The sequence below is a fragment of the Legionella stuttgartensis genome, from assembly GCF_977063405.2.
Genome location: NZ_CDRUHA020000062.1, coordinates 64,904 through 88,027 on the forward strand (window position 1 = coordinate 64,904; position 23,124 = coordinate 88,027).

Consider the following 23,124-nt stretch of genomic DNA (forward strand, 5'->3'; position numbering starts at 1 on the left):
TGAAATTATCAAAGATAATCCAGAGTACTTTCTTGTGAAAAGGCATCTATTATTTTTATTTAGAGTGCCTAGTAATGAAATTTAATATTTATATTAAAATTTTGACTGCGTTCTTTGTGATTTTTTTAATTCTTGTTTTGGCATTTTTTAAATATTTAAAGTCAGTTGAGACAAAGATAGTTGTTAATGCTGGAAAAACGACCTCGCAAGGGCTTTTAATTAGTTTAGAAAAAGAGTTAATTAATAACCCGAAATCAAACTGGGATGCGATAATAAAGAAGAAAACAGATAATGTTATTCATCTTATAGCAATCGACAGTCTAAAACTCACCCTGGTGCAGAATAATCAATTAAATAATGATGAAATCATTTTTTTATCAGGTACAACCTATCAATTTCTAAACGAGGTCATTGTAGAACATACTGCGTATAAAAAAATTGGTAATACCCCATATGCATTAGCTTACAATTTTTCAGATCCTGGCGAAATTATTTTTAATTATATGAATCCTGTTTTAAAACAAGTCGTTCAACATTTATTATCAAAATCAAAAAATACCTGGAGTAATGAACTATTACATTTAGAAAAAATATATGGTTTCCCTCTTCATGTTTATAAAACTAAAAGTAAATACTTACCAGGTAATATAATTAATTCTTTATCAACAAAGCGTCTAGTATTTGAAACCAATAAAAACTCGTCACAAATTGTTATTCTCTATTATCGTTTTAGTGGTGGAATACTCAAAATTGGCCCACTAAGCTATCTACCAGTTATGGCAAGAATCAGTGATGTGATGTATTATTTTATAGGAACTTTCTTTTTTATATCCCTTTGTCTTATTGCCTTATTTTCATTGCTTTTTGTTAGAAATATGAAAAAGGTGTATCAGATAACTAAAAATTTCAGTCAAGGGAACTTTGATTTTCATCGGAAAATAGGTACTACCTCTGTTTTGTATGGGCTGTATAGGAATATCATCCAAATGGGTGAGCAATTAAAAGAACTGATTGAATCACATAAACAATTGTGCCGGTTTGTCGCGCATGAAATTAGGACCCCTTTGTCAACCATACAAATGGCGACGGATAGTATCAAAAGGAAAAACGCTGAAGATGCATTGCTCAATAAACAGATAAACAGCATACAAGAAGATATTGCAGATATGAATCGGCTCGTCAGCACTTTTTTGATTTACTCAAAAATGCATTCAAACGAATTGAAATTAAAACAGTCTGAGACCGATATAATAGTATGGTTAAGAAAATTATTAGAGTCTTATTCTTCCTCAACATTTGAAATTACATTTCATTCTAATGAGTTAAATTCTTTGAAAGCATACATAGATGAAAATATTTTAAAACACGCTGTTACCAATTTGATTACAAATGCCATGAAATTTGCAGAGCACACTATTTCTTTAACCATTTCGCTGGATAATAGTCATATTTTACTTCACGTAGACGATGATGGCCCAGGCTTGCCGGATGATGGTGCGGATGACATTTTTTCTGAATATACAATTGCTGAGGACGCAGGAATTGGAGATAAACATATTGGGTTAGGATTAGCTATTGTTAAAAAAGTTGTTAATCTCCACGGAGGAAAGGTCATGGCTACACAATCACCGATATTAAAAGGTGCTCGATTCACCATAGTACTTCCAATATATTCTCAACGATTAAGATTTTAGTTTTGGAAGTTGGTCCTCAACTGTAGCATCTTTTGAAGTATCCATCTCTTGTTTCATCTCAACCAGTGCGTCGATAACCGCTGTTAACTGGAGTTTTGCATTTTCAAAACGTTTAGGGATAAACTCATCTTCCTCACCATCAATCGCTTCTCCAGTTCCAATTCCTTTTTCAAGAGCGCTGATAACCACACTAAGCTCTGATTCAAACGCCGATAATAGTTCATTACTCCCCGTTGCAGATTGCAAGATTCCATGCAATTTTTCCACTACATCTTCAGGAATATAAAGAGTGCCTTCACTGCATTTGCTATATTCACGTTTCGCAATAGGTAATGAAAGTAGTTCATCAGCCTTGTGTTGACTCATCTGAAATATTTGTCTAACAGATTGTTTTAGTTCTATGGGAGTTGGTGGCGAATTGCTAGATTTCAAAGATGCGAGAAGCTTATCACTAGCAGTTACTCTTCCATCTTTGCTATGTTCTTGCGCTGTCTCGATAGGAGCCTGTCCTTTTTCATTTCGCACTTCAAGACTAGCACCACACTCTAATAACTTTTTAATGAGATGTAACGGCTCTTTTCTATAATTATAAAAATTCTGTACCGCATAGTGCAAAGCCGTCATGCCTTTTTTATCAGCACTATTAATATCAGCGCCATGTTTTAATAATAAAGCAATGACGCTATCATTACTTGGTCCACCAATAAGGACTTTTCCACAACTTACCATTGCCAGGTTTAACAAATCTTTATTAACTAGAATTGACTCTAGCAAGTCTTCATGACCTTTAAATACAGAAGGTTCTTTTAAACCTAAGAGAAGTTCTAGTACATCTCTATCTGTCAGTTGTTCTATAGGGTCCGCCCGACCTAAGATATCACGGACACGTGTTAAATAATTTTCTTGTTCTTTACCTAATATTTGATTTTCCTGTTCAACAAACTTTGCAACATCTTCTCCTTTAAATCGCAATTCTGGGAAACCCTCAATTTTCTTTAAATCTTGAATGTTTAGAATATCTCGATTTAAAGCGATTTTTGCTATCAGTTCATCGGCTCCGTCTTTACCTAGAATTGCACGGGCATATTCTATGGTGTTCACTTTTAATTCTTTAGCTGTTTGTGTTGAGGCAAATAAAGATTTTCGAACGGCAACTTGATATTCACCATGATGAAAAATAACACTGTTTCCAGCCTTCCAAATATTTCCTGCCATCGATGTGATAGGGGATGCCGGCGAAAGGGATCGGAAGCCGGTCTGTACATCTTGCGCATTCCATGGTCCAGTTCCACCAAACGTGATTTCTGGATGTTTCACTGATACTCTTTCTAAAAATGTTTTTTCCTGTGAGTTTGCTGCAGCATTAAGTTGATTGTCTGTATTACAACCTTCTAAAGTCACATAAACTTCAACATGATGTGCGGGCAATGCTCGTTTAAAACCATGTAATAAATTATCAAAATGATTATCATATAACTGCTCACTTGGGCCATGGCAATTACCCATACCATATTCGCCACCACCAGCATGGCCCATAATAAATAATTTTGGGTTCTTCTCAAATATATTGTCTAGTTCTTCCGGTAAGTCTCGTTTGAGTTCATCCAAACTACTATAGATTTTTGGGGATTTATCACACTGATCAAAAAAATAATACTTCAAATCAGAGCCTTCTAAATAGACGCCAATTGGAACAAATTGCTTGAACCGTTGTTTTAAGTAAGGATTTATCACCACACCTCTCTGATTTTCAGGCAGTGGATGATCTGGATCTGGTTTATATATTAAGATTTCTATTGCAGCGTCTTTCATGGCTCATCTCGACTATTACTTAAAATAATAGGTTGATTTTATCAAAAACACTCGGCTCAAATGTATATATAATGTACAAGCGTAAAATGATACTTTTGTCGATGGTAAATGATTATAGATTTGCGATATATTTGGTGAAGCTTTCATAACTGGACGAAAAATCTCAAGGTCGAGGCAAAAGAATTTTTTACTATATTTCATAAGTCTTACATAAGATCGGTGGCTGTGATCTGTATTTATTCCCAAGCCGCTGATACAAATATATATCCTTTTTTATGGATTGTTTTTATACGATAGGGCTTTTTATTATTATCATTCAATGCTTTTCTTAAACGTGATATTTTTAAATCGATACCTCTATCAACCCCATCATATTCATGCCCAGAAAGAGCATACATAATGCTATCTCGACTCAGCAACCTATCATGGTTCTTAACCAACAAAGCAAGCATTTCAAAGTCACTGGTACTTATTGAAATTTCTTCATCAAAGAGATGAACACTCTTAGTACTAAAATTGATAGAAAAATTGCCAAATTGAAATTGATTTTGATTATTAACTAAATTGGGTCGACGTAACAATGCCTCTATTCTTGCTTTCAAAACCTCGTCTGCAACAGGTTTAGTTAAGTAGTCATCTGCTCCTAAATTTAAAGAGGATACTTCACTTTCAATATCATTAATTGCTGTTAGCATGAGTATTTTCCCCAAATACTCATCTCTAATGGTATGGCATATTTGATCTCCATTCATGCCAGGAAGCATTATATCTAAGATTACTAGGCAAGGTTGCTCACGAATGATGCGATAGACCGCTCTATCACCACGTTTTTCAATAGAAACATCATAACCTGCTTCTTGTAAGCTTTCTTTGAGGTAATTGGCTAACTTAACGTTATCTTCTACAAGCAATATTGATTTATCTTTCATTCGTTCTGTCTAAGCCCCCCTCTTTAAATAAGAAAACTCTCTAAACAAATTTAGTCTGAATTGATTTTTAAGTTCAGTGTTACATAGATATCAGTAGGTAAGCAAACACACGGCGCATCCGTACATTTTATATACAATTGATCTGTTTTAACTCGATATAATGATAGCTAATGGGCGAGTCTGTGGGGATAAATTATGAGCGCTTATGTTAAAAATTTTGATGAACATAAAGAAATCAAATCTTCACGTGACATTTGCAAATCATTAAAACCTGTTCCCACAGCATATATGGACAATAAACATTGTGAGCACTGTGATCCCGAAAAACGTTCTCATTTTCGAAGAAAATTTTTTAATTTATTCCATTATTTTATATTCAATCCATTTATCTATCTTTTATCTAAACTCTTTCTCCTATCAGAGCATGATTTTTTACGATTCAATAACCTATTAAATCAGTTGGTCATTAATATTTTTCAAAAACTAAAACTATATACCAAGACTCAGACCATTGATAGGAAACAATTCAATAACAGTGTCCTTGCATTTTGGGATGAAGCACAAAAAAGAGGGCTAGAGCTGTATAATTTTAAGGAATCTAACTTGCATACTCTGTATTTTAAGTTGGTCTACAATAGGAAAAAATATTATTTCATCCAGACTCCAATCTCTCTTATTTCTCAAAAAAATACACGCTTTGATGAGGATACTAAATATGATAATAAATGGATCCTCAAGAAAAAATTATTAGATAGCCAAATTCCCTGCCCCTTAGGGAGGGTTTTTATTTCCAGCAAAAAAGCCTACAACTATGGCATTTCATTGGGATTTCCTCTTGTGGTTAAGCCATTATCTGAATCTCTAAGTATTCACACTTCATGTACTATTCAAACTCCAAATGAATTAAAAGAAGCGATAAACATAGTAAAGCAAGTTGATTTTCGCGTGCTGGTTGAAAAACACATACCTGGGGATGTTTATCGGTCATTAATTATTAATGATTCATTAATCGCTTGTGTGAGGAGACAACCTGAGAGCATTGTTGGCGATGGTGTAACTACACTTCAAGAGTTAATTGATAAAAAAAATAAAGTTACGTGGAAAGAAGGTCATGGTAAATATCCATATAAAATTACTCCAAATAGCAACTTGATAAACATTTTGTCAGCCCAGGGAGTTGCTCTTAATACGCTAATAAACAAGGGACAACAAATCTTCATTGCAAAAAAAGTTACTATGAGTAGTGGTGCAAAAATCAGTGATGTTACCGATCTGATACATCCTGAGAACAAACTATTATTGGAAAAAGCCCATAAAATCCTCAATATACCGCTTACGGGTCTTGATTTTATTTGTCAGGACATTTCTCTTCCATGGCATAAGCAACAATTTGGAATTATTGAAAATAATAGCTTCCCTTACATTGAATTACATCTCAATCCGTCTGATGGGAAAGGAATTAATGTAGCAGGTAAAATTTGGGACTATGTACTCGATGTTTTAAGTCAAAAAAACGAGTAACCCAATAAATGTACAATTTATATACAATTGGGGTTTTTTAACTCGGTATAATAACAGATAAGTAAATCTTTATTCGGATGAAACCATTATGAACTTGCACTGGAGTATTCTCATGAAAAAAGACAAAGAGAAGCATCAGCCTGTCCTTGAATCCATAACGGCAGATGAACCCAAAACCTCTTCTATAGCATTAGCTTTACAACAATTTAGAAAGGAAGCAGAAAAAAAAGAGGCTGCTGAGGAAGGTGCAAAAGTACGCTGTCCGACTTGTTTTAAAGAAATCGCACCTAAGCGCCTTTGTTCCGGACATGGCGCGGGTGGTAGCGGAGGTGATAGTGCCACCTCTGATAAGAAGACATCTGAGGAAAAAGCGAGTCCTGGTGAAGATAAATTCCTAACTAAATCAGGCACAGTAGTTGGGTCTGAAGATGAATTGGTAGGAGTGTTTGGTTCAGAAGAACTTGATTTAGAGTCTGGTTTTGACCCAGAAATAATTGAAAAATTAATTGCTGATGGGAAATTGTTGGTTGATAGTGATCGTGAATCAATGACTCTTAAGCTTGAATTACAATGTGATCCTAATGAATTAACTCCAAAGCAACGACATGAATTAAAAAAATTCATGGAAGCGATTATAAACGAATTCAGTGAATTTAAAGAAGAAAATCATCTTTCTGATGATTGCATACAAATCCTTCAGGATGAGGAGGGAAACATACATTCTCTTCGCATTACCATGCCCACATTAGCTTTATACGATGCATTTATCCAACAGCTAGCAAATAATTTAGTACCCGTACCCAGTCCGAAAGCACAAGAAAGAGATGAGGTAACAAAAGAGCAAAGCTTTGCTCCAAATCCACTTTCGAGGGAACCCAGGCCGTCTAATAAAGATCAATCCTCCACACAAGAAGCTAATGAGATACATACTAAATCTGAAGATGGGGAACAAGAAATTTTTAACCCATCTCCTTTTAATATGAAGCCGTGGTAATAAAGAGCAGGGGTTTATTGATTATTGAAAAGAACTATTCAAGATCCCCTTTCGTATCCAATAATACGATTACGTAATTGGGAAATACCATTTATGCTTTCTCCAAGACGGAGCCCTTAAGTCTTGGCACAAGAGCGTTGAGGTCATTGGTTGTAGTGTTGATGCTCTTCAGTGGGGCGTCGATTTATAACTGATATTTATTTTTCTGGTTTTCCTATTTATCTGATTGAATGGTGTAGCTTTTTAGGCTATGATTGAAGCTTAGTTGGCTTCAAAATAAAAATCATGTTTGATACTTCAATATTGTTTTCTGAATATCGGCGGCGTGTGCTGGCACTTTTATTGCTTCATCCTGATGAGCGTTATCATGTCCGAGAGATTGCGCGGTTAACGAATACCACAGCGGGTACACTTCATCGAGAACTATCCAAACTTGCTAAATCCAAAGTACTTCTGCGCGAGCAGAGTGGTAATCAAGTTTATTACCAAGCAAATCGAAATTTTCCTATTTATATGGAGCTTACAAGCATTTTAAAGAAAACGTCTGGTTTGGTGGATGTGTTGTTTGATTTTTTAACTCCATTAGCTGAAAAAATTGAAGTGGCTTTTTTTTTGTTCGGTGGCCAAAGGAACTGAAAACCTTGGAAGTGATATTGATGTGCTTATTATTGGTGAGGTTGACTTTACAGAAGCAGTTGAGGCTCTTTATGCTGCTCAAGCTAGTTTAGGGCGAGAAATTAATCCCAAAATATATTCCAGGGAACAATGGAAGGCATCTTTACAAAAACAAGATCTTTTCATTCAGGAGGTTTTAAATAATCCCAAGCTCTTTATTATGGGAGCTGAACATGACCTTGGATAATTTAATTGGCATCAGCCTGGAACAAATGGATGTGTATCAATCCGATGAGGTGCAGGATTCATTTGATGGTGTTAAGCCAAGCATTAATGGGTTTTATGCAATAAAAAAAGAACCTCCATTTTTGTCTGTCCCTACCCATGGAGTTGCGATGGTCGCTGTAGTAAGTGGAGCTATTTTTCTTGAGGACTGTGTTTGAACAGGCATTGGCTTTAAGATTAAAATGCCCGCATAGGGAAAACCCATCAATTAATGCTTTTTTGCAGCATTTATTTTGAACTAAAACGAGTAAACTAACATGGAAATAAGAACCGTAGCCTTTGAATCCGATTTAATTATTACCCTGGAAGGCAATCAGAAGGTAGTTATTACTCCCTTTAAGACTCTTGAGCCTGGCAACTTTAAGTTGGGTATTGAGGCTCCTAAAAATATATCCATTAACAGACAGGAAATCCATTTAAGAAAACAAGAACAATTAAAGAAATATGAGGGTTAGGGAAGACTGGTGCTATTTTCGTAATCTGCTGCATCGCAAAGAGGTGAAAAAAATTATTCAATAGGTAGAAAGTAGATTGAATTAAAAGGAGGTTCCTCTATATTGATATGATGGTGATCGTGTTAATGGGTATTTTTGAGCATTAATTGGGAACAAGAAAAGGCCATTCTAATATGTCAGTCAAAATCACACTGTATCGTTGGGAAGGACAATATGGGGCTTTCAAAATCAAAGTCCCTTGTGGTGAATGTTCGCTCACCAAGGATATTATCTTGGATGCGATTGCAACGGATTTAAAAGACATTCCTGTCGAATTGGACATTCATGCCTGGCTTAATGAGTGGTGGAAGCCGTTATTGAAAGGGGCGTGGCATGCCCCTATTGTACTGGTTGAGGGTAAAGTGATTAGCCAAGGCCATGCTCTGAATCGTGGGGTGTTAACTCAAGCGGTGATTGAGGCCCATGCAAAACAAACCACATTAACGGGGAATCATATTTTTGGTAAACCCCATTGCATCCACTGCCAGCATGCCAAACAGTATTTCGAAGAAGCCAAACTTTCTTATGAATTTCACGATGTGGTAAAAAATCCAAGGGATTTGTATGAGATGCTGGCACGGGTTAAGCCCATTGTTGGTGCAAAAACACCGATAACTGTTCCTCAAATATGGCTTGATAGTCAATACGTTGGAGGAGCTGAGGAATTAAGTGCCATTCTTGGGCGAGAGGTTGAGCCTAATCCTGAGCGAGGGATTTGCTCTCTTACCGCAAAAGGCCATGAGAAAAATTAAACCACTGATTAAATCAGTTCAACGTCTTCTGCTTGCAAAGACAATGTGATTAAAGATACCAAAGACTGGAGAAAAAGTAATTATTTTCTTGTGCTGATTATTATTGCACCGCCTAAGATAATCATAGTTCCATGTGAATTAGTCATGATGATTCTCCTTAGGCTCCAATGTGGTGAAAAGAAGGGCAGAGGTTATTCGGTCGATGCTGTTTACACGGATGCAGTAAGTGCTGCAATGCCACCTTTAATCGCCTTAACTCTTCAATTGGTGGATATCATTATTCTGGGGATTTTCCAGCAAGATTTTTATGAATTTACTGTAACTCCAAACGGAACAAACAGTGTTTTCCCATCGATTTGCACTTGGGCGAACATTTTAATAAATCCTACTTTGTTAGGTTTTATATGAAATAGCAATTCAGGTCCTCCTCGTTCCGTATTATTTGTAGGCTCCTTGCCCATTGGATGAACATGAGTTACTGTTTTAAAGTCCTCATTAAAACCAACGATGTGGGCATAAGCACCCATAATGGGCTCTAAGGTATGAACTGGGTTTTCCTTTGCATCGGTGATGTCAATTTTGCCCATGACTGCTTGACCGACGTGCAATGGTGTTTTATCAAAAGACAATTTAAAATGGTAGCCATCAACACTACTTTCAAATAATGGTTGTCGATGAATAGGATTTTCCAATTTCTTTTTTGTCTTTGGGAAAGGTAAATCGGCAACTACATATTCTTGGGTTTTTGTATTAGTCGGTATAAGATCAGCCCATGCTCGATAGGAGGCACTCTTAAGCGTAGGCTGCCATTCAAATTGATAGATGCCTGGTATCGTTGTTTCGACTGGATGGACATGACTATAGTCAAGGAGGCTATCATCGATAATCAACAAATGAATCTTTTGTGTATGTGCTTCAATAAGATCGTTTAAGGTGATTGGTTTATTGTTTTTTGTGTCAATTAATTTGATGAACACCAGTTTCTTGTCCTTTTTATCCATTATCTCTTGAATAGATAATTGCAAGGTATTTTTTGATTTCAAAGAATGTGTTGCTTGATTGTTCATCATGCGCTGATTAGGCTTTTCCGAGAAAGCAGTGGGATGATATAAGTTAATGAATATCAAGCTCATTAGGGTGATGGCAAATTTCTTCACAATATTTTTGTCTCCAAGAAAACCAATTGGTTATAAAATAATTTCTTATAGTCCTATTCTGTAAGCTATTTATTTTGATCAGCATATAGAATGATATCATGATTGTCCTTTTAAGACAGGCATTAAATATAAGTAGAGGTATCTTAAATGTTTATTAGGAGCGTCATCGATGTAATTGATTGGGATGACGAAATTGATGTGATATGTGTCAATTAATAGTTTAATATTTCAAAAAACCAGCTCAAATTTTGAATCGGTTTAGGATACGAAAAAAGTGAGCTAAAAACAATTCAACTATCATTCAATTAATTCAAAACAAAGGGACAAAATTTTCTTTTGCACGCTAAATCTTTTTAGGTTTTTTTGAGGACACATCAAGACATTTTAATTGGGTTTCTCAAAGGTTATTCTTAGCTAACTGTCTGTCAAAGCAGAGAACACTTTGTTTTGACTTATCCATACCAAAGAGTCTATATTGTAATTATTTCCCTTTAAAATCAAGGATAGAAATCATCATGAAACAAAGTCATTGGATGGTTTTGGCGTGTTGTTTTATTCTTACTGCATGCATGAGCAGTGGCACGAGCAGTAAGAATACTAAGAGTCTGGAAGAACATGTCGCTCAAGGCCATGTTGGTCATGGTGGCGGTGGTGGTCGCTAACACTAAAATCTTTTACTCAATCCTAAAGGTTAACATGAGCGCTCACTCTATTAAATAAGAACTATTTGGGCACTAAAAATTGGGATAAAATGATGCGCACCACATCATAATGGATGGCGAATGCAAAGGATGGCTGTTATGGCAGAACAGTGGCACGAAAAATCACCTGCAGATATGGCATTGTTGTTTGAAACTGACTTATCTTTAGGACTATCTGAGAAAGAAGCACAACAGCGGTTAAAAGAAGTGGGACTCAACCTGCTGAGTCAACAGAAAAAAACGTCTCCTTTCCTCATTTTTTTGCAACAATTTGCAAGTGTGGTCACCTGGGTGCTTTTAGGTGCTGTTGTTGTGTCTTTTTTGTTGGATGAAAAAGCCGATGCCATTGCCATTTTGGCCATTGTCATTTTAAATGCCATCATTGGATTTGTTTTAGAATATCGTGCCGATCGCGCCATGCTTGCTCTTCAACAAATGGCCGCTCCTAAAGCCACCGTGTTGCGAGATGGCCGCGTGAGGGTGATAGCTGCTTCTGATATCGTACCAGGAGATATTCTTCTATTTGAAAGCGGTGATTTAATCGCTTCCGATGCTCGCCTTTTTGAATTATCAGCGCTTAAAGTCAATGAAGCACCACTCACCGGAGAATCGATACCAGTCGCTAAAAACCTAGAGATTTGTGCTAAAGAAACGCCTCTAGCCGATCGTAAAAACATGGTGTTTATGGGCACCTCTATAGCCGATGGCACAGGTCGCGCGCTTGTCGTGGCGACTGGTATGCAAACGGAAATGGGGCACATTGCCAAAATGCTGGGTGAAGCGTCTCGTGATGAAACGCCTTTGCAGAAAAAACTCAATCAAGTGGGTTCTCGTCTATTGTGGCTTTGCTTTTTCATTATCATTGCCATTTTTGGCTTAGGTCTCTTACGTAACATCCCTATCTTCAGTTTGTTCATGAGTTCAGTCAGTCTTGCAGTGGCTGCAATTCCTGAAGGATTACCTGCTGTAGTCACAGTGGCTTTAGCGCTTGGCGTGCAGCGTATGGTACGGCGTGCCGTACTGGTAAGGCGATTATCGGCGGTTGAAACACTCGGCTGTTTACAAGTCATTTGCACCGATAAAACAGGAACGTTGACGGTAGGGGAAATGACGGCGCGTAAGCTTGTGACAGCAAGTGATGTTTATAGCATTCAGGGAGAGGGTTATAACCTGACAGGGGGATTTTCACTACAAGGCCAGGAAATTAATGTGTCTGATGACACGTTGTTGCAAGCTACCTTACGAGCAATGACAGTTTGTAATAACGCAGAATTTAGCGAGCAAAATGGACAGACGACAACCGTGGGAGACCCAACTGAAGTGGCTCTTTTGGTTGCTGCAGCCAAAGGAGGCGTTTGGCAAGGGGAACTGCGATCCTCTTATCCTCGCATCAAAGAGTTACCCTTTAGTTCCGAACGCAAACGCATGACGGTTGTGTGTCGACAAGACCATCAAAACATCGCTTTTGTTAAGGGAGCACCCGAACTCATTTTGGAGCGCTGCACCTATATTTTGACCAAAACAGGCATTAAAAAATTAACACCTAATGATAAAGCGCGCATGAAACAATCCTGCGAACTCATGGCCAGCGAAGCATTAAGACTGTTAGCTTTTGCTGAGCGTCAAATAGAGCCTATAGCTTTAGAAAAAGAAGAGGAAGAGATTGAAAATAACCTGGTTTTCTTAGGTCTTATTGGTCTTCAGGACCCCCCTCATGCGAGTAGCAAGGAATCCATCAGTCGCTGTAAAAAGGCTGGCATTAAACCAGTGATGATTACAGGAGACCATCCTGATACAGCAAAAGCCATTGCCAAAGAGCTTGGCATTTTGGAGGCAGGGGATCGATTGCTCACTGGCAACGAACTTGAAAACATGTCAGAGGAGGAGTTTAACCATTGCGTCAAAGACATTGCTGTTTATGCTCGTGTGACTGCGGAGCATAAATTAAAAATCGTACGGGCCTGGAAAAAACAACAAATGGTGGTGGCGATGACAGGCGATGGGGTGAATGATGCACCTGCTTTAAAAGAAGCATCTGTGGGGATTGCGATGGGAAAAACAGGCACTGCAGTTACCAAGGAAGCCTCTGACATCATTGTCATGGACAATAATTTCACCTCGATTGTGGCGGGCATTGAAGAAGGCCGGACTATTTACGATAACATTGCCAAAACACTTGGCTTTTTATTAGCAGGCAATAGTGGGGAGTTACTGGTTGTGTTTGTAGCCCTTTTAATTGGTTGGCCATTGCCGTTGCTTCCTATCCAATTATTATGGATTAACTTAGTAACCGATGGTTTACCGGCCATTGGCTTAGCTACCGATATGTCAGAGCCAGGGATTTTGAATCGTCCCCCCAGAGCCACGCAAAAATCCATGATGGATATGGCGTTTTTCAAACGAGTAACCTTTGTGGGTTGTTTAACGGCTTTAGTCACTCTTGGTGTGTTTGCTTATGAATATTTAATCGATAAGGATTTAGTCCAAGCCCAGGATGCGGCGTTTTCTGTCTTAGTAACCGCCGAACTTTTACGGGCCTTTGGAGCACGAAGCGACACGAAGAACATCTGGCAAGTAGGATTGTTTTCCAATTTAAGACTCTTTTTTATTGTGAGCATCAGTTTTTCCCTGCAGGTCTTGATTCATCATATCCCGGCGCTGCGCGAATTATTTGGCATTGAACCGGTCTCACTCACTCAGTGCGTTGTTTGGATTCTATTAGGCATGGTGCCTTTGTTAGTGATAGAAGCTCAGAAGCGGCTAAGGAAGGCACCAAATGAAGCATTTTAGTGTTAAAAAAATGATTTGGACTATTCTCTTAGGTTTTTCATGTTTTACAGGACCAGTATCTTATGCCAAGATACCGCCTGCTTTATCGCAGCTAATCAATGAGGCCACGCAAAACAATCCTCAAATTCGTGCGGCACGCGACCGACTGCTGGCAGCAATCCATGTGATTCCACAAGCGCGTGCGTTACCTGATCCCAAGTTGAATGCAGGGTACATCAACATGTCTGAGAATATCCCTATGGATGTGGATCCAAGGCGAGAGCAAATGTTGGGTGGCCAACAAGAAATTCCTTTTCCTGGTAAACTCATTGTGCGAGGAAGGATAGCAACGCTAGAGGCCAAAAGAGCGGAAGCAGAATATCAAGCCACTAGTTTCGCCGTTATTGCTGAATTAAAACGGCTTTATTACGACCTTTATTTTGTCAATAAATCCATTGAAATCGTACAAAGAAACCAAGAGCTTCTTCATGAAATGGAAAAGAGTTCCGAAGCCAATTACAGTGTGGGGAAAACACCACAACAAGATATTTATCGTGCCCAAACTGAGATTTCTCGTCTGCTGATGCGTTTAGTCATCTTAAAGCAACAACGGGGATCCCTGCAGGCGGGTATCAATCGCCTTTTAAATCGTTCTTTAGAAATTACAATCCATACACCAGCAGTGCTCCCTGTAACGCCAATGTGTCATAATTTAGAGTATTTTTATACGCTCGTTAAGAGCCGAGCGCCGCAATTAATCATGCAGCAACGTGCTGTTCAAAAAGGACGGCAAGCCATCCGCTTAAGTAAAATGGAGTATTTCCCGGATGTGGAAATCGAAGGGGGACGACTTCATGATACGGGAATGCACACCAAAGGCTATCAAGTCTTGTTAAAAGCAACCGTGCCTCTTTATTTCATGCAAAAGCAAAATCATGCCGTGCGCGAATCACTTGCGCGGTATAATGCGGATATTGAGGATTTGCAGACCACCTATCGTATGCTTTCTTTTCAAGTGAAAAATGCTTATTTGTTGGCAGAGCGCTCTGCAAAACTCATTCATCTGATTCAACATACCATCATTCCACAAGCCAGCTTAACATTTACTTCATCGCAAGCCACCTACGGCGTGGGCAAAGTGGATTTCTTAACGATGCTGAATAATTTATTGACGCTGCAAGAAAATGAATTGGAATGGCACGGTGAACTCGCTGAACATGAAAAAGCGATAGCACAAATCGAAGAAAGCACAGGGACGTTCTTATGAATTTTAAGATGATAATCAAGGGTGTGGTTATCTTGAGTTTACTTTCGTTGTTGCAGGTAACTCAGGCGCAACAGGCCATGGATAATCATGACAAGATGGACATGAAACAGTCCACTCAAGGAAATGAGATTGTGATTGATCCGGCTCGTTTACAAGCCATTGGCATTACGTCAGAGCCGGTGCGTCGCCAAGTGGTTGAAAAAATAATCCGTACCGTGGGGCGTGTTGAAGCCGATGAGCGGCGTGTTGCCCATATTCATGTGCGCTTTGATGGGTGGATTGAGAACTTATTCATTAATTTTACTGGAGAAAAAGTCAAAGCAGACCAAGCTCTTTTCACCGTTTACAGTCCTGAATTGGTCGCCACCCAGCAAGAATATTTGCTCGCCCTTAATGCCCAAAAAATATTAAGCAAAAATACGACATCGAGTGCGGCTCGTGGTGCGCAGTCTGCTTTTCAAGCAGCCCACCAAAGGTTGTTGCTGTGGGGGATTTCCGAAAAAGACATTGAGCAATTAAGACGTACGGGCAAAATCACTCGGACGATGACGATTCATTCCCCCATCCAAGGTACGGTGCTTAAAAAAATGGCGCTGGTGGGCATGCGCATTGAGCCAGGAGATGAACTCTATACCATTGCTGATTTATCACGCTTGTGGGTTTTAGGGGACATTTACGAATATGAGCTTCCTTATATTCGTCTTGGTCAAATGGCTGATTTGACCCTTACCTACTTGCCCAATGAATTATTTAAGGCCAAGCTTGATTTTATCTACCCTACGATTGACATGAAAACACGTACAGCCAAGGTTCGCTTTGAAGTGGACAACCAGAAGGAGCAATTAAAACCGGGCATGTATGTGAATCTGGAACTCAAAGTACCTTTGGGTGAACGTCTTGTGGTCCCTAAAAATGCTGTTCTACTCACAGGTGAGCGCGCAGTGGTGTTTATTTACCATGGTAATGGCAAAATTGAATGGCGGGACGTGACCTTAGGGGTTAGGGCAGGGGATTTGCTTGAGATAATCAAAGGGGTTAAAGAGGGCGATCAAATTATTACGTCTGCCAATTTCCTCATTGACTCAGAGAGCCAGTTGAAAGCGGCCATGGGAGGTATGCAACATCAATAGACTTTCTTACCGAGCCTCTACAATAGGAAAGAAGCTCTAATAAAGAGGCGTGATTTGGCCTTGGAATAAAGGGATTTTATGGTTGAACGGATTATTGAGTTTTGTGCACGCAATCGTTTTATTGTGTTGCTTTTTGTGCTCGGGTTTTCTTTCATGGGCTATATGGCCTTGAAGAATACCCGTATGGACGCATTGCCTGACATTTCAGACACTCAGGTCATTGTGTATACGACCTGGATGGGACGTTCGCCCGATCTCATCGAAGATCAAGTCACGTATCCTATTGTAACTGCATTGTTGTCAGCACCAAAAGTAGTAGCTGTGCGGGGATTTTCTGATTTTGGCTTTTCTTATGTCTACATCATTTTTGAGGATGGTACGGATATTTATTGGGCGCGAAGTCGGGTCTTAGAATACATGAGTCAGCTGTCTGGAAAATTGCCCGAAGGAGTGACTCCTCAATTGGGCCCTGATGCGACACCGGTGGGTTGGATTTATCAATACGCCTTGGTGGATGACAATGGCAAGCATAACCTGGCTGAGTTACGCACATTTCAGGATTGGTATTTGCGCTATTGGTTAAGAGCGGTTCCTGGGGTGTCTGAAGTAGCCAGTGTGGGAGGTTTTGTCAAGCAATACCAAGTCAATTTGGATCCAGTCAAAGTCCTTGCCTACAACCTATCGGTTCCTGAGATTGTTGAAAAAATTCGTATGAGTAATAACGACACCGGTGGTCGAGTCATTGAGTTTTCGGGCGTGGAGTACATGATTCGTGGTCGCGGATACATTAAGTCTACTGAGGATATTGAAAAAATTGCCGTGGGCACCAATGCCAATGGCACACCGATTTTACTGCGTGATGTCGCCACAGTACAACTTGGCTCGGACATGCGCCGCGGGGTGGTCGATTTAAATGGCCAAGGCGAAGCCGTGGGCGGTATTGTCATCATGCGCTTTGGGGAAGACGTGCTGCAAGTAATTGGTCGCATCAAGGATAAATTGAAAGAATTAGCTTCAGCCATCCCGGAAGGTATAAAAATGGTTACTGTGTATGATCGCAGTAATCTCATTAGAGAAGCGATTTCCACCGCCAATTGGAACTTGATTGAAGAGCTCGTCGTGGTTGGGTTACTCATTATTGTGTTTTTAGGTCATTTTCGTTCCGCACTCATTCCTATTATTACCTTGCCACTGGCGATTTTGATTTCGTTTATCCCCATTTATTTCTTACATGTCGGACTGAATATCATGTCCATTGGTGGCATTATTGTCGCCATCGGTGATATGGTCGATGCGGCCATCATCATGGTCGATAATGCCCATAAACGCTTAGCGGATTGGGAAGCAAAAGGAAGTCCAGGCGATCGCACCCAGGTGTTAATCGATTCGGCGAAAGAAGTAGGGCCTGCGATTTTTTCATCCCTTTTGGTCATTGCCATCTCCTTCATGCCTGTTTTTACCTTGGAAGCTCAAGAAGGGCGGCTGTTTTCGCCCTTGGCTTATACCAAGAACTTGGCCATTTTCATGAGTGCCTTACTCGCCATCACCTTAATTCCTGTCCTATTGCCTCTTTTGGTGCGTGGTCGAATCATCCCTGAACAAAAACATCCGATTACGCGGTGGATGCAAGCCATGTACGCGCCCGTGTTGAGGCTTGCTTTGAGATATCGCCAATTTGTGGTGGGAATTGCCATTGTATTGGCTATGGCCACCATTCCTCTTTATAAACTCATTGGCTCTGAATTCATGCCCCCTCTTTATGAAGGGACGATTTTGTATATGCCGGTTACTTTACCAGGTATTTCAGTCACTCAAGCGACGGCTTTACTTCAAGAAATGGATAAGAAATTAAAAGCATTTCCAGAGGTGGCACACGTTTTTGGCAAGACGGGAAGAGCCGAAACGTCCACCGACCCTTCTCCATTTAATATGATGGAAGTGATTGTGGAGTTAAAGCCTAAAGAATTTTGGCGCAAAGGAGTGACTTATGAAAGCCTGGTGAAAGAGATGGATGAAGCGTTGCAATTCCCAGGTGTGAGTAATGCCTGGACCATGCCCATTAAAGCGCGTAATGACATGCTCACCACAGGCATTCGAACGGCCGTAGGGATTAAAATTTTTGGCCCAGACATTAAAAAGATTGAAGCCATTGGCAAAGAAATTGAAATGGTGGCCAAAGAAGTAAAGGGCACAAGTAACGTCTATGCAGAGCGGGTGGCTGGAGGCTACTTCCTTGATTTTCAAATTAATCGGGACCAGTTGGCTCGCTATGGTTTAACCATTATGGATGTTAATCGCATCATTGAATCGGCCGTTGGTGGTGAAAACATTGCCACCACGATTGAAGGGCGTGAGCGCTACCCAGTGAATGTGCGTTATTTGCGGGAATTACGCGACGACCCTGACAAGCTCAATCGTATTTTAGTCAAAACACCCAGTGGTGCGGAGGTACCTGTCGCGCAATTGGTGACTTTAACGTTTCGTTCAGGACCTGCTATGGTTCGCGATGAGAATGGCATGCTAGCAGGTTATGTGTTCATTGACATCAGTGGCCGGGACATTGGCGGCTATGTGGAGGAGTTAAAGCAAGCGGTCAACGCCAAAGTGAAATTGCCACCAGGTTATACGTTGGCATGGTCAGGTCAGTACGAGTTCATGCAACGGGTCTATGAGCGACTTAAAATTTTTGTGCCACTGACCTTGGCCATCATTTTTGTCTTATTTTACTTTACCTTCCGCACCATCACCGAGACCTTGATGGTGATGTTAGGCGTTCCCTTTGCTTTATTTGGCGGCTTTTTACTGCTTTATGTATTAGGGTACAACATGAGTATTGCTGTTTGGGTGGGGATGATTGCACTTGCTGGTGTTGCGGCTGAAACCAGTGCGGTGATGCTCGCTTACCTTGATTCCGATTACAATGAACAAAAAGAAAAGGGATTACTCAAAACCCTCCCGGATTTAATTCAAATGGTACAGCTTTGTGCGGTGTCCCGCATTCGTCCCATGGCCATGGCGGGTCTTGCTAACATCATTGGCCTATTACCGGTGATGTGGGCTACAGGCATTGGGGCTGATGTGATGAAGCGTCTTGCAGCACCCATGGTCGGTGGGGTTTTTTCTGCCCTTTTACTGACCTTAATTGTGATTCCTGTGGTTTATGTGATGTGGCGTTGGCAAGTGGATTTGAAAAAAACAGCAGACTTAACGGAGGCAAGATGAAATTAACTTTTTTAGGAGCAACTGAGACGGTTACTGGTTCTAAATATCTTTTGACCATTGGTTCTAAAAAAATCCTGATTGATTGCGGTCTTTTTCAAGGCTACAAAGAATTACGATTACGTAACTGGGCGCCCTTGCCAATTGATCCCCATGATATTGATGCGGTGATTATCACTCATGCGCATATTGACCATTCAGGCTATCTTCCCTTGCTCGTCAAAAACGGATTCCAAGGCAAAATTTATACAACACCGGGTACCAAAGCACTGTGTTCCATTTTGTTACCCGACAGTGGTCATCTGCAGGAAGAAGAAGCACGCTTGGCCAATAAGTATGGATTCTCCAAACACCAACCTGCTCTTCCTCTTTATACTGAAAAAGAAGCTCGGACAGCATTGCAGTATTTTGAAACCATTGATTTTGATACCCCGCATCAATTATTCCATGATTTCAGTTTTGAGTATCATCGTGCCGGTCACATTGTGGGTGCGGCCATGGTCAAAATAAAAACCCAAAAGGGTTCCATTGTGTTTACTGGAGACATTGGCCGTCCTTATGATCCCGTTATGAAAGCCCCTGCCTTCATTCAAGAAACGGATTATCTGGTGATGGAGTCCACCTATGGTGACCGATTGCATGATGCCACAGATCCCTTACCCCAAATGGCTCAGGTGATTAATCAAACCGTTAAACGAGGGGGCTCAGTCATTATTCCTGCGTTTGCAGTAGGGCGTGCGCAAAGTCTTCTTTATTTTATTTATGAACTGAAACGACAAGGGCAAATTCCCAAAGACCTTCCTGTCTTTTTAGACAGCCCCATGGCCATTGATGCCACTCATTTACTCTGCGCTTATAAAGAAGACCACCATTTAACTGCAGAACAATGTCGTGGACTATGCCATGTTGCCACCTATGTGAACACACCTGAGGAGTCCAAGGAGATTGACCGTCATCACATGCCGCAAATCATCATAGCGGCCAGCGGCATGGCGCAAGGCGGCCGCATTCTGCATCATTTAAAAGCCTTTGCGCCTAATCCTAAAAATACTCTACTTTTTACTGGCTTTCAGGCAGGTGGCACTCGTGGTGCTCGAATTGTGAATGGGGAGAAGCAAGTCAAAATTCACGGGAGTTTTATTCCGATACAAGCTAAGGTCGTAGTCATGAGCAGTACATCGGCTCATGCCGACTACCTGGAATTGTTAGAATGGCTAACTCATTTGACTAATCCGCCTAAAAAGGTTTTTATCACCCATGGGGAGCCTCACAGCGCCCAATCGCTAAAACAGAAGATTGAGAAGCAATTAGGTTTTTCTTGCACCATTCCTTCTTATCTGCAAACGGAGGAATTGTGGTGAGTAAGAAAACCTCTCATGGGCTTCGGTTAAAACATTTAGGGATTAAAACTTATCACGAAGCTATTATTTACATGCGCGAGGATTGTCATGTTTGTCATTCGGAAGGATTCGAAGTACAGACGCGTATCCAAGTGACTTTAGGTCAGCACTCTATGATAGCCACTCTTAATGTGGTGACCTCAGAGCTACTTCAGCCTGGTGAGGCTGGTTTGTCGGATTACGCCTGGGAGTCTTTACATGCCAAAGAAGGCGATGAAATTCAGGTCTCCCATCCAAAACCCTTGGAATCCTTAAGCTATGTGCATACCAAGATTTATGGCAAAGAACTGTCTTATGAACAAATGAAGATCATCATTGATGATGTGTTAAGCGGTCGTCTTTCTGATGTACAAATCTCCGCTTTTTTAGCGGCAAGTAGTGCAGGACGTCTAACCCGTACGGAAATCATGAAACTCACCAAAGCCATGATAGACAGTGGTGATCGCTTATCCTGGTCTTCACCTCTGGTCGTCGATAAACATTGCGTGGGAGGATTGCCGGGAAATCGCACAACTCTGATTGTAGTTCCCATTGTGGCCGCTTTTGGATTGATGATTCCAAAAACATCATCGCGTGCCATTACATCACCCGCGGGGACTGCGGATACCATGGAGACTTTAGCTCCAGTCCACTTAAGTCCCCAAAAGATGCGCCAAGTGGTTGAACAAGAAAACGGCTGTATCGTATGGGGTGGGGCTGTGAGTTTAAGTCCTGCTGATGACGTGCTCATCCGTGTGGAACGAGCCATTGATTTAGATAGTGAAGGGCAATTAGTGGCTTCCATTCTTTCTAAAAAAATTGCAACAGGGGCCACACACGCGGTTATTGATATCCCCGTAGGACCTACTGCCAAAGTGAGGAATCAGTCTATGGCGCTCCTTCTGAAACAATTGCTTGAGGAGGTAGGTAACGAGTTAGGGCTTGTTGTCCATACTTTATTTACGGATGGGACGCAGCCGGTAGGCCATGGCATTGGCCCGTCGTTAGAAGCTCGCGATGTATTGGCAGTATTACAAGGGTTGCCTGATGCGCCCAATGATTTGCGTGAACGAGCGTTGACGCTTGCAGGTGCTGCGTTAGAGTGTTCTTCGAAAGTACCAACGGGTTTAGGTAAATCCATTGCGACGCAATTATTGGATAGTGGACAAGCGTTTAAGAAATTTCAGGCCATTTGTGAGGCTCAGGGTGGGATGAGGGAATTGACCAAGGCACGTTTTACTTATCCTGTTGTGGCTGCAAAGGCAGGAAAAGTCTCCCTCATTGACAATCGAAAGCTTGCAAAAATAGCTAAGCTTGCTGGTGCGCCTAAATCGAAATCGGCGGGTATTGACCTCCATTCCCATGTCGGCGAATCCGTTGAAAAAGGCGAACCTTTGTTTACAATTCATTCGGAGTCTTCAGGGGAGCTCCATTACGCCTGTGATTTACTTCGCGATAAACAAGACATCATTATTTTAGGAGAAAATTCTTGAAGCCTCTGTTATGTTCATTATTTGATTCTTCAGAAATTGCCGGACAATTACAAAAGACACTTCAAGTGGAAGTGGGTAAGGTCACATTCCACCGTTTTCCTGATACAGAATGGTACTTAAAAATTGATTCAGAGGTTAAAAGTCGCAGCATTATGGTAGTGGACAGTTTAAACCAGCCGGATGAAAAAATACTGCCTTTGTTGTTTTTTGCCAAAACGGCTAAAGAGTTGGGGGCTAAAAAAATCGGTTTGATTGCTCCTTATCTTTCCTACCTACGGCAAGATAAACGTTTTCACGAAGGAGAAGGAATTACTTCACGTTATTTTGCGGACATTTTATCGACTTCATTCGATTGGCTCATGACGATTGATCCGCACTTGCATCGCTATCACTCTTTAGATGAAATCTACTCAATTCCCACTTTTGTTTTGCATGCCACATCGATGATTGCCACATGGATTAAACATCATGTTCCTAAGCCAATTCTTATTGGTCCTGATATGGAAAGTGAGCAGTGGGTTGCCGATATTGCAGAAAAAGGTCGTTTTCCTTATGCGATTTTGGAAAAGATTCGGCATGGTGATAAAGAGGTGACTATTTCAGTACCCTATATTCCTGAGCTCGAATCTTCGACACTCGTGCTCGTCGATGACATCATTTCCACCGCCAGAACCATGGTAGAGACGGTGAAGCATTTACAACAAGCAGGGAGCAAGTCCATCGTTTGTATTGGTGTGCATGCGCTGTTTGCAGAAGACGCTTATTCTCTATTATCTGCGATGAAAGGGGTGCAAGTCATCACGTGTAATACCATTCATCATGTCACCAATGCGATCGATGTGAGTGGTTTGGCTGTGGACGTTTTAGTCCAAAACAAACTGGCCGCTTTAAAAAGTAAGCGTAAATGAGTTGA

Annotated in this window: 19 protein-coding genes; 16 read left to right on the forward strand and 3 right to left on the reverse strand. The window is 40.6% G+C overall.

Annotation, left to right across the window (positions count from 1 at the left end):
• Positions 1-74: 74 nt before the first annotated feature.
• Entirely contained in the window at positions 75-1,694 is a 1,620-nt protein-coding gene (locus ACWTEW_RS23370) for a sensor histidine kinase (protein WP_454783448.1), read from the forward strand.
• Here the strand turns inward: ACWTEW_RS23370 and ACWTEW_RS23375 are convergent.
• Both ACWTEW_RS23375 and ACWTEW_RS23380 read right to left on the reverse strand, forming a co-directional pair.
• Positions 1,683-3,506, reverse strand: a complete 1,824-nt coding sequence (locus tag ACWTEW_RS23375; RefSeq protein WP_454783449.1) for an ankyrin repeat domain-containing protein — start codon at positions 3,504-3,506, stop codon at positions 1,683-1,685. The genes ACWTEW_RS23370 and ACWTEW_RS23375 overlap by 12 nt on opposite strands.
• Positions 3,507-3,742: 236 nt before the next feature.
• Positions 3,743-4,435, reverse strand: a complete 693-nt coding sequence (locus ACWTEW_RS23380) for a response regulator (protein ID WP_021460541.1) — start codon at positions 4,433-4,435, stop codon at positions 3,743-3,745.
• A gap of 195 nt (positions 4,436-4,630) precedes the next feature.
• Between ACWTEW_RS23380 and ACWTEW_RS23385 the strand changes: the two genes are divergently transcribed.
• The 7 genes from ACWTEW_RS23385 (at position 4,631) to ACWTEW_RS23415 (ending at position 9,096) form a co-directional block, all read left to right on the forward strand.
• Positions 4,631-5,956, forward strand: a complete 1,326-nt coding sequence (locus tag ACWTEW_RS23385) for a hypothetical protein (protein ID WP_454783450.1) — start codon at positions 4,631-4,633, stop codon at positions 5,954-5,956.
• 112 nt (positions 5,957-6,068) lie between these two features.
• Positions 6,069-6,950, forward strand: coding sequence for a hypothetical protein (locus ACWTEW_RS23390; protein ID WP_454783451.1), 882 nt, complete (start codon positions 6,069-6,071; stop codon positions 6,948-6,950).
• A gap of 285 nt (positions 6,951-7,235) precedes the next feature.
• On the forward strand, positions 7,236-7,586 hold the full coding sequence (locus ACWTEW_RS23395; RefSeq protein WP_021460536.1) for a winged helix-turn-helix domain-containing protein: 351 nt from the start codon (positions 7,236-7,238) through the stop codon (positions 7,584-7,586).
• A complete protein-coding gene (locus ACWTEW_RS23400; protein ID WP_021460535.1) occupies positions 7,570-7,812 on the forward strand; it encodes a nucleotidyltransferase domain-containing protein in 243 nt (80 codons plus the stop codon). The genes ACWTEW_RS23395 and ACWTEW_RS23400 overlap by 17 nt, the downstream gene beginning before the upstream one ends.
• Complete coding sequence (locus ACWTEW_RS23405; RefSeq protein ID WP_029345383.1) at positions 7,799-8,008, forward strand: hypothetical protein; 210 nt, start codon at positions 7,799-7,801, stop codon at positions 8,006-8,008. Before ACWTEW_RS23400 ends, ACWTEW_RS23405 begins: the two co-directional genes overlap by 14 nt.
• Before the next feature lie 99 nt (positions 8,009-8,107).
• Positions 8,108-8,305, forward strand: a complete 198-nt coding sequence (locus ACWTEW_RS23410; RefSeq protein WP_021460533.1) for a carbon storage regulator — start codon at positions 8,108-8,110, stop codon at positions 8,303-8,305.
• A 173-nt stretch (positions 8,306-8,478) separates the two neighbouring features.
• Positions 8,479-9,096, forward strand: a complete 618-nt coding sequence (locus ACWTEW_RS23415; protein ID WP_021460532.1) for a glutaredoxin family protein — start codon at positions 8,479-8,481, stop codon at positions 9,094-9,096.
• Positions 9,097-9,401: 305 nt separating this feature from the next.
• On the opposite strand, the gene ACWTEW_RS23420 is transcribed toward ACWTEW_RS23415, so the two are convergent.
• The gene (locus ACWTEW_RS23420) at positions 9,402-10,253 is read right to left on the reverse strand and encodes a hypothetical protein (RefSeq protein WP_021582650.1); all 852 of its coding nucleotides are present in this window, start codon (positions 10,251-10,253) and stop codon (positions 9,402-9,404) included.
• A gap of 515 nt (positions 10,254-10,768) precedes the next feature.
• Between ACWTEW_RS23420 and ACWTEW_RS23425 the strand changes: the two genes are divergently transcribed.
• The 8 genes from ACWTEW_RS23425 (at position 10,769) to ACWTEW_RS23460 (ending at position 23,119) form a co-directional block, all read left to right on the forward strand.
• Positions 10,769-10,915: a hypothetical protein gene (locus ACWTEW_RS23425; protein ID WP_021460531.1), complete on the forward strand. Its 147-nt coding sequence runs from the start codon at positions 10,769-10,771 to the stop codon at positions 10,913-10,915.
• 138 nt (positions 10,916-11,053) lie between these two features.
• Positions 11,054-13,744, forward strand: a complete 2,691-nt coding sequence (locus ACWTEW_RS23430) for a cation-translocating P-type ATPase (protein WP_031301740.1) — start codon at positions 11,054-11,056, stop codon at positions 13,742-13,744.
• Positions 13,731-14,990 (forward strand): TolC family protein, encoded by a 1,260-nt coding sequence (locus ACWTEW_RS23435; RefSeq protein ID WP_021460529.1) that lies wholly within the window; start codon positions 13,731-13,733, stop codon positions 14,988-14,990. The genes ACWTEW_RS23430 and ACWTEW_RS23435 overlap by 14 nt, the downstream gene beginning before the upstream one ends.
• On the forward strand, positions 14,987-16,120 hold the full coding sequence (locus tag ACWTEW_RS23440) for an efflux RND transporter periplasmic adaptor subunit (RefSeq protein ID WP_021460528.1): 1,134 nt from the start codon (positions 14,987-14,989) through the stop codon (positions 16,118-16,120). Before ACWTEW_RS23435 ends, ACWTEW_RS23440 begins: the two co-directional genes overlap by 4 nt.
• Before the next feature lie 78 nt (positions 16,121-16,198).
• Positions 16,199-19,342: an efflux RND transporter permease subunit gene (locus ACWTEW_RS23445; RefSeq protein WP_454783452.1), complete on the forward strand. Its 3,144-nt coding sequence runs from the start codon at positions 16,199-16,201 to the stop codon at positions 19,340-19,342.
• Positions 19,339-20,700 (forward strand): MBL fold metallo-hydrolase RNA specificity domain-containing protein, encoded by a 1,362-nt coding sequence (locus ACWTEW_RS23450; protein ID WP_021460526.1) that lies wholly within the window; start codon positions 19,339-19,341, stop codon positions 20,698-20,700. Before ACWTEW_RS23445 ends, ACWTEW_RS23450 begins: the two co-directional genes overlap by 4 nt.
• Positions 20,697-22,211 (forward strand): thymidine phosphorylase family protein, encoded by a 1,515-nt coding sequence (locus ACWTEW_RS23455; protein WP_025519943.1) that lies wholly within the window; start codon positions 20,697-20,699, stop codon positions 22,209-22,211. Before ACWTEW_RS23450 ends, ACWTEW_RS23455 begins: the two co-directional genes overlap by 4 nt.
• The gene (locus tag ACWTEW_RS23460; protein ID WP_021460732.1) at positions 22,208-23,119 is read left to right on the forward strand and encodes a ribose-phosphate pyrophosphokinase; all 912 of its coding nucleotides are present in this window, start codon (positions 22,208-22,210) and stop codon (positions 23,117-23,119) included. Before ACWTEW_RS23455 ends, ACWTEW_RS23460 begins: the two co-directional genes overlap by 4 nt.
• The last annotated feature ends 5 nt before the right edge of the window (positions 23,120-23,124 follow it).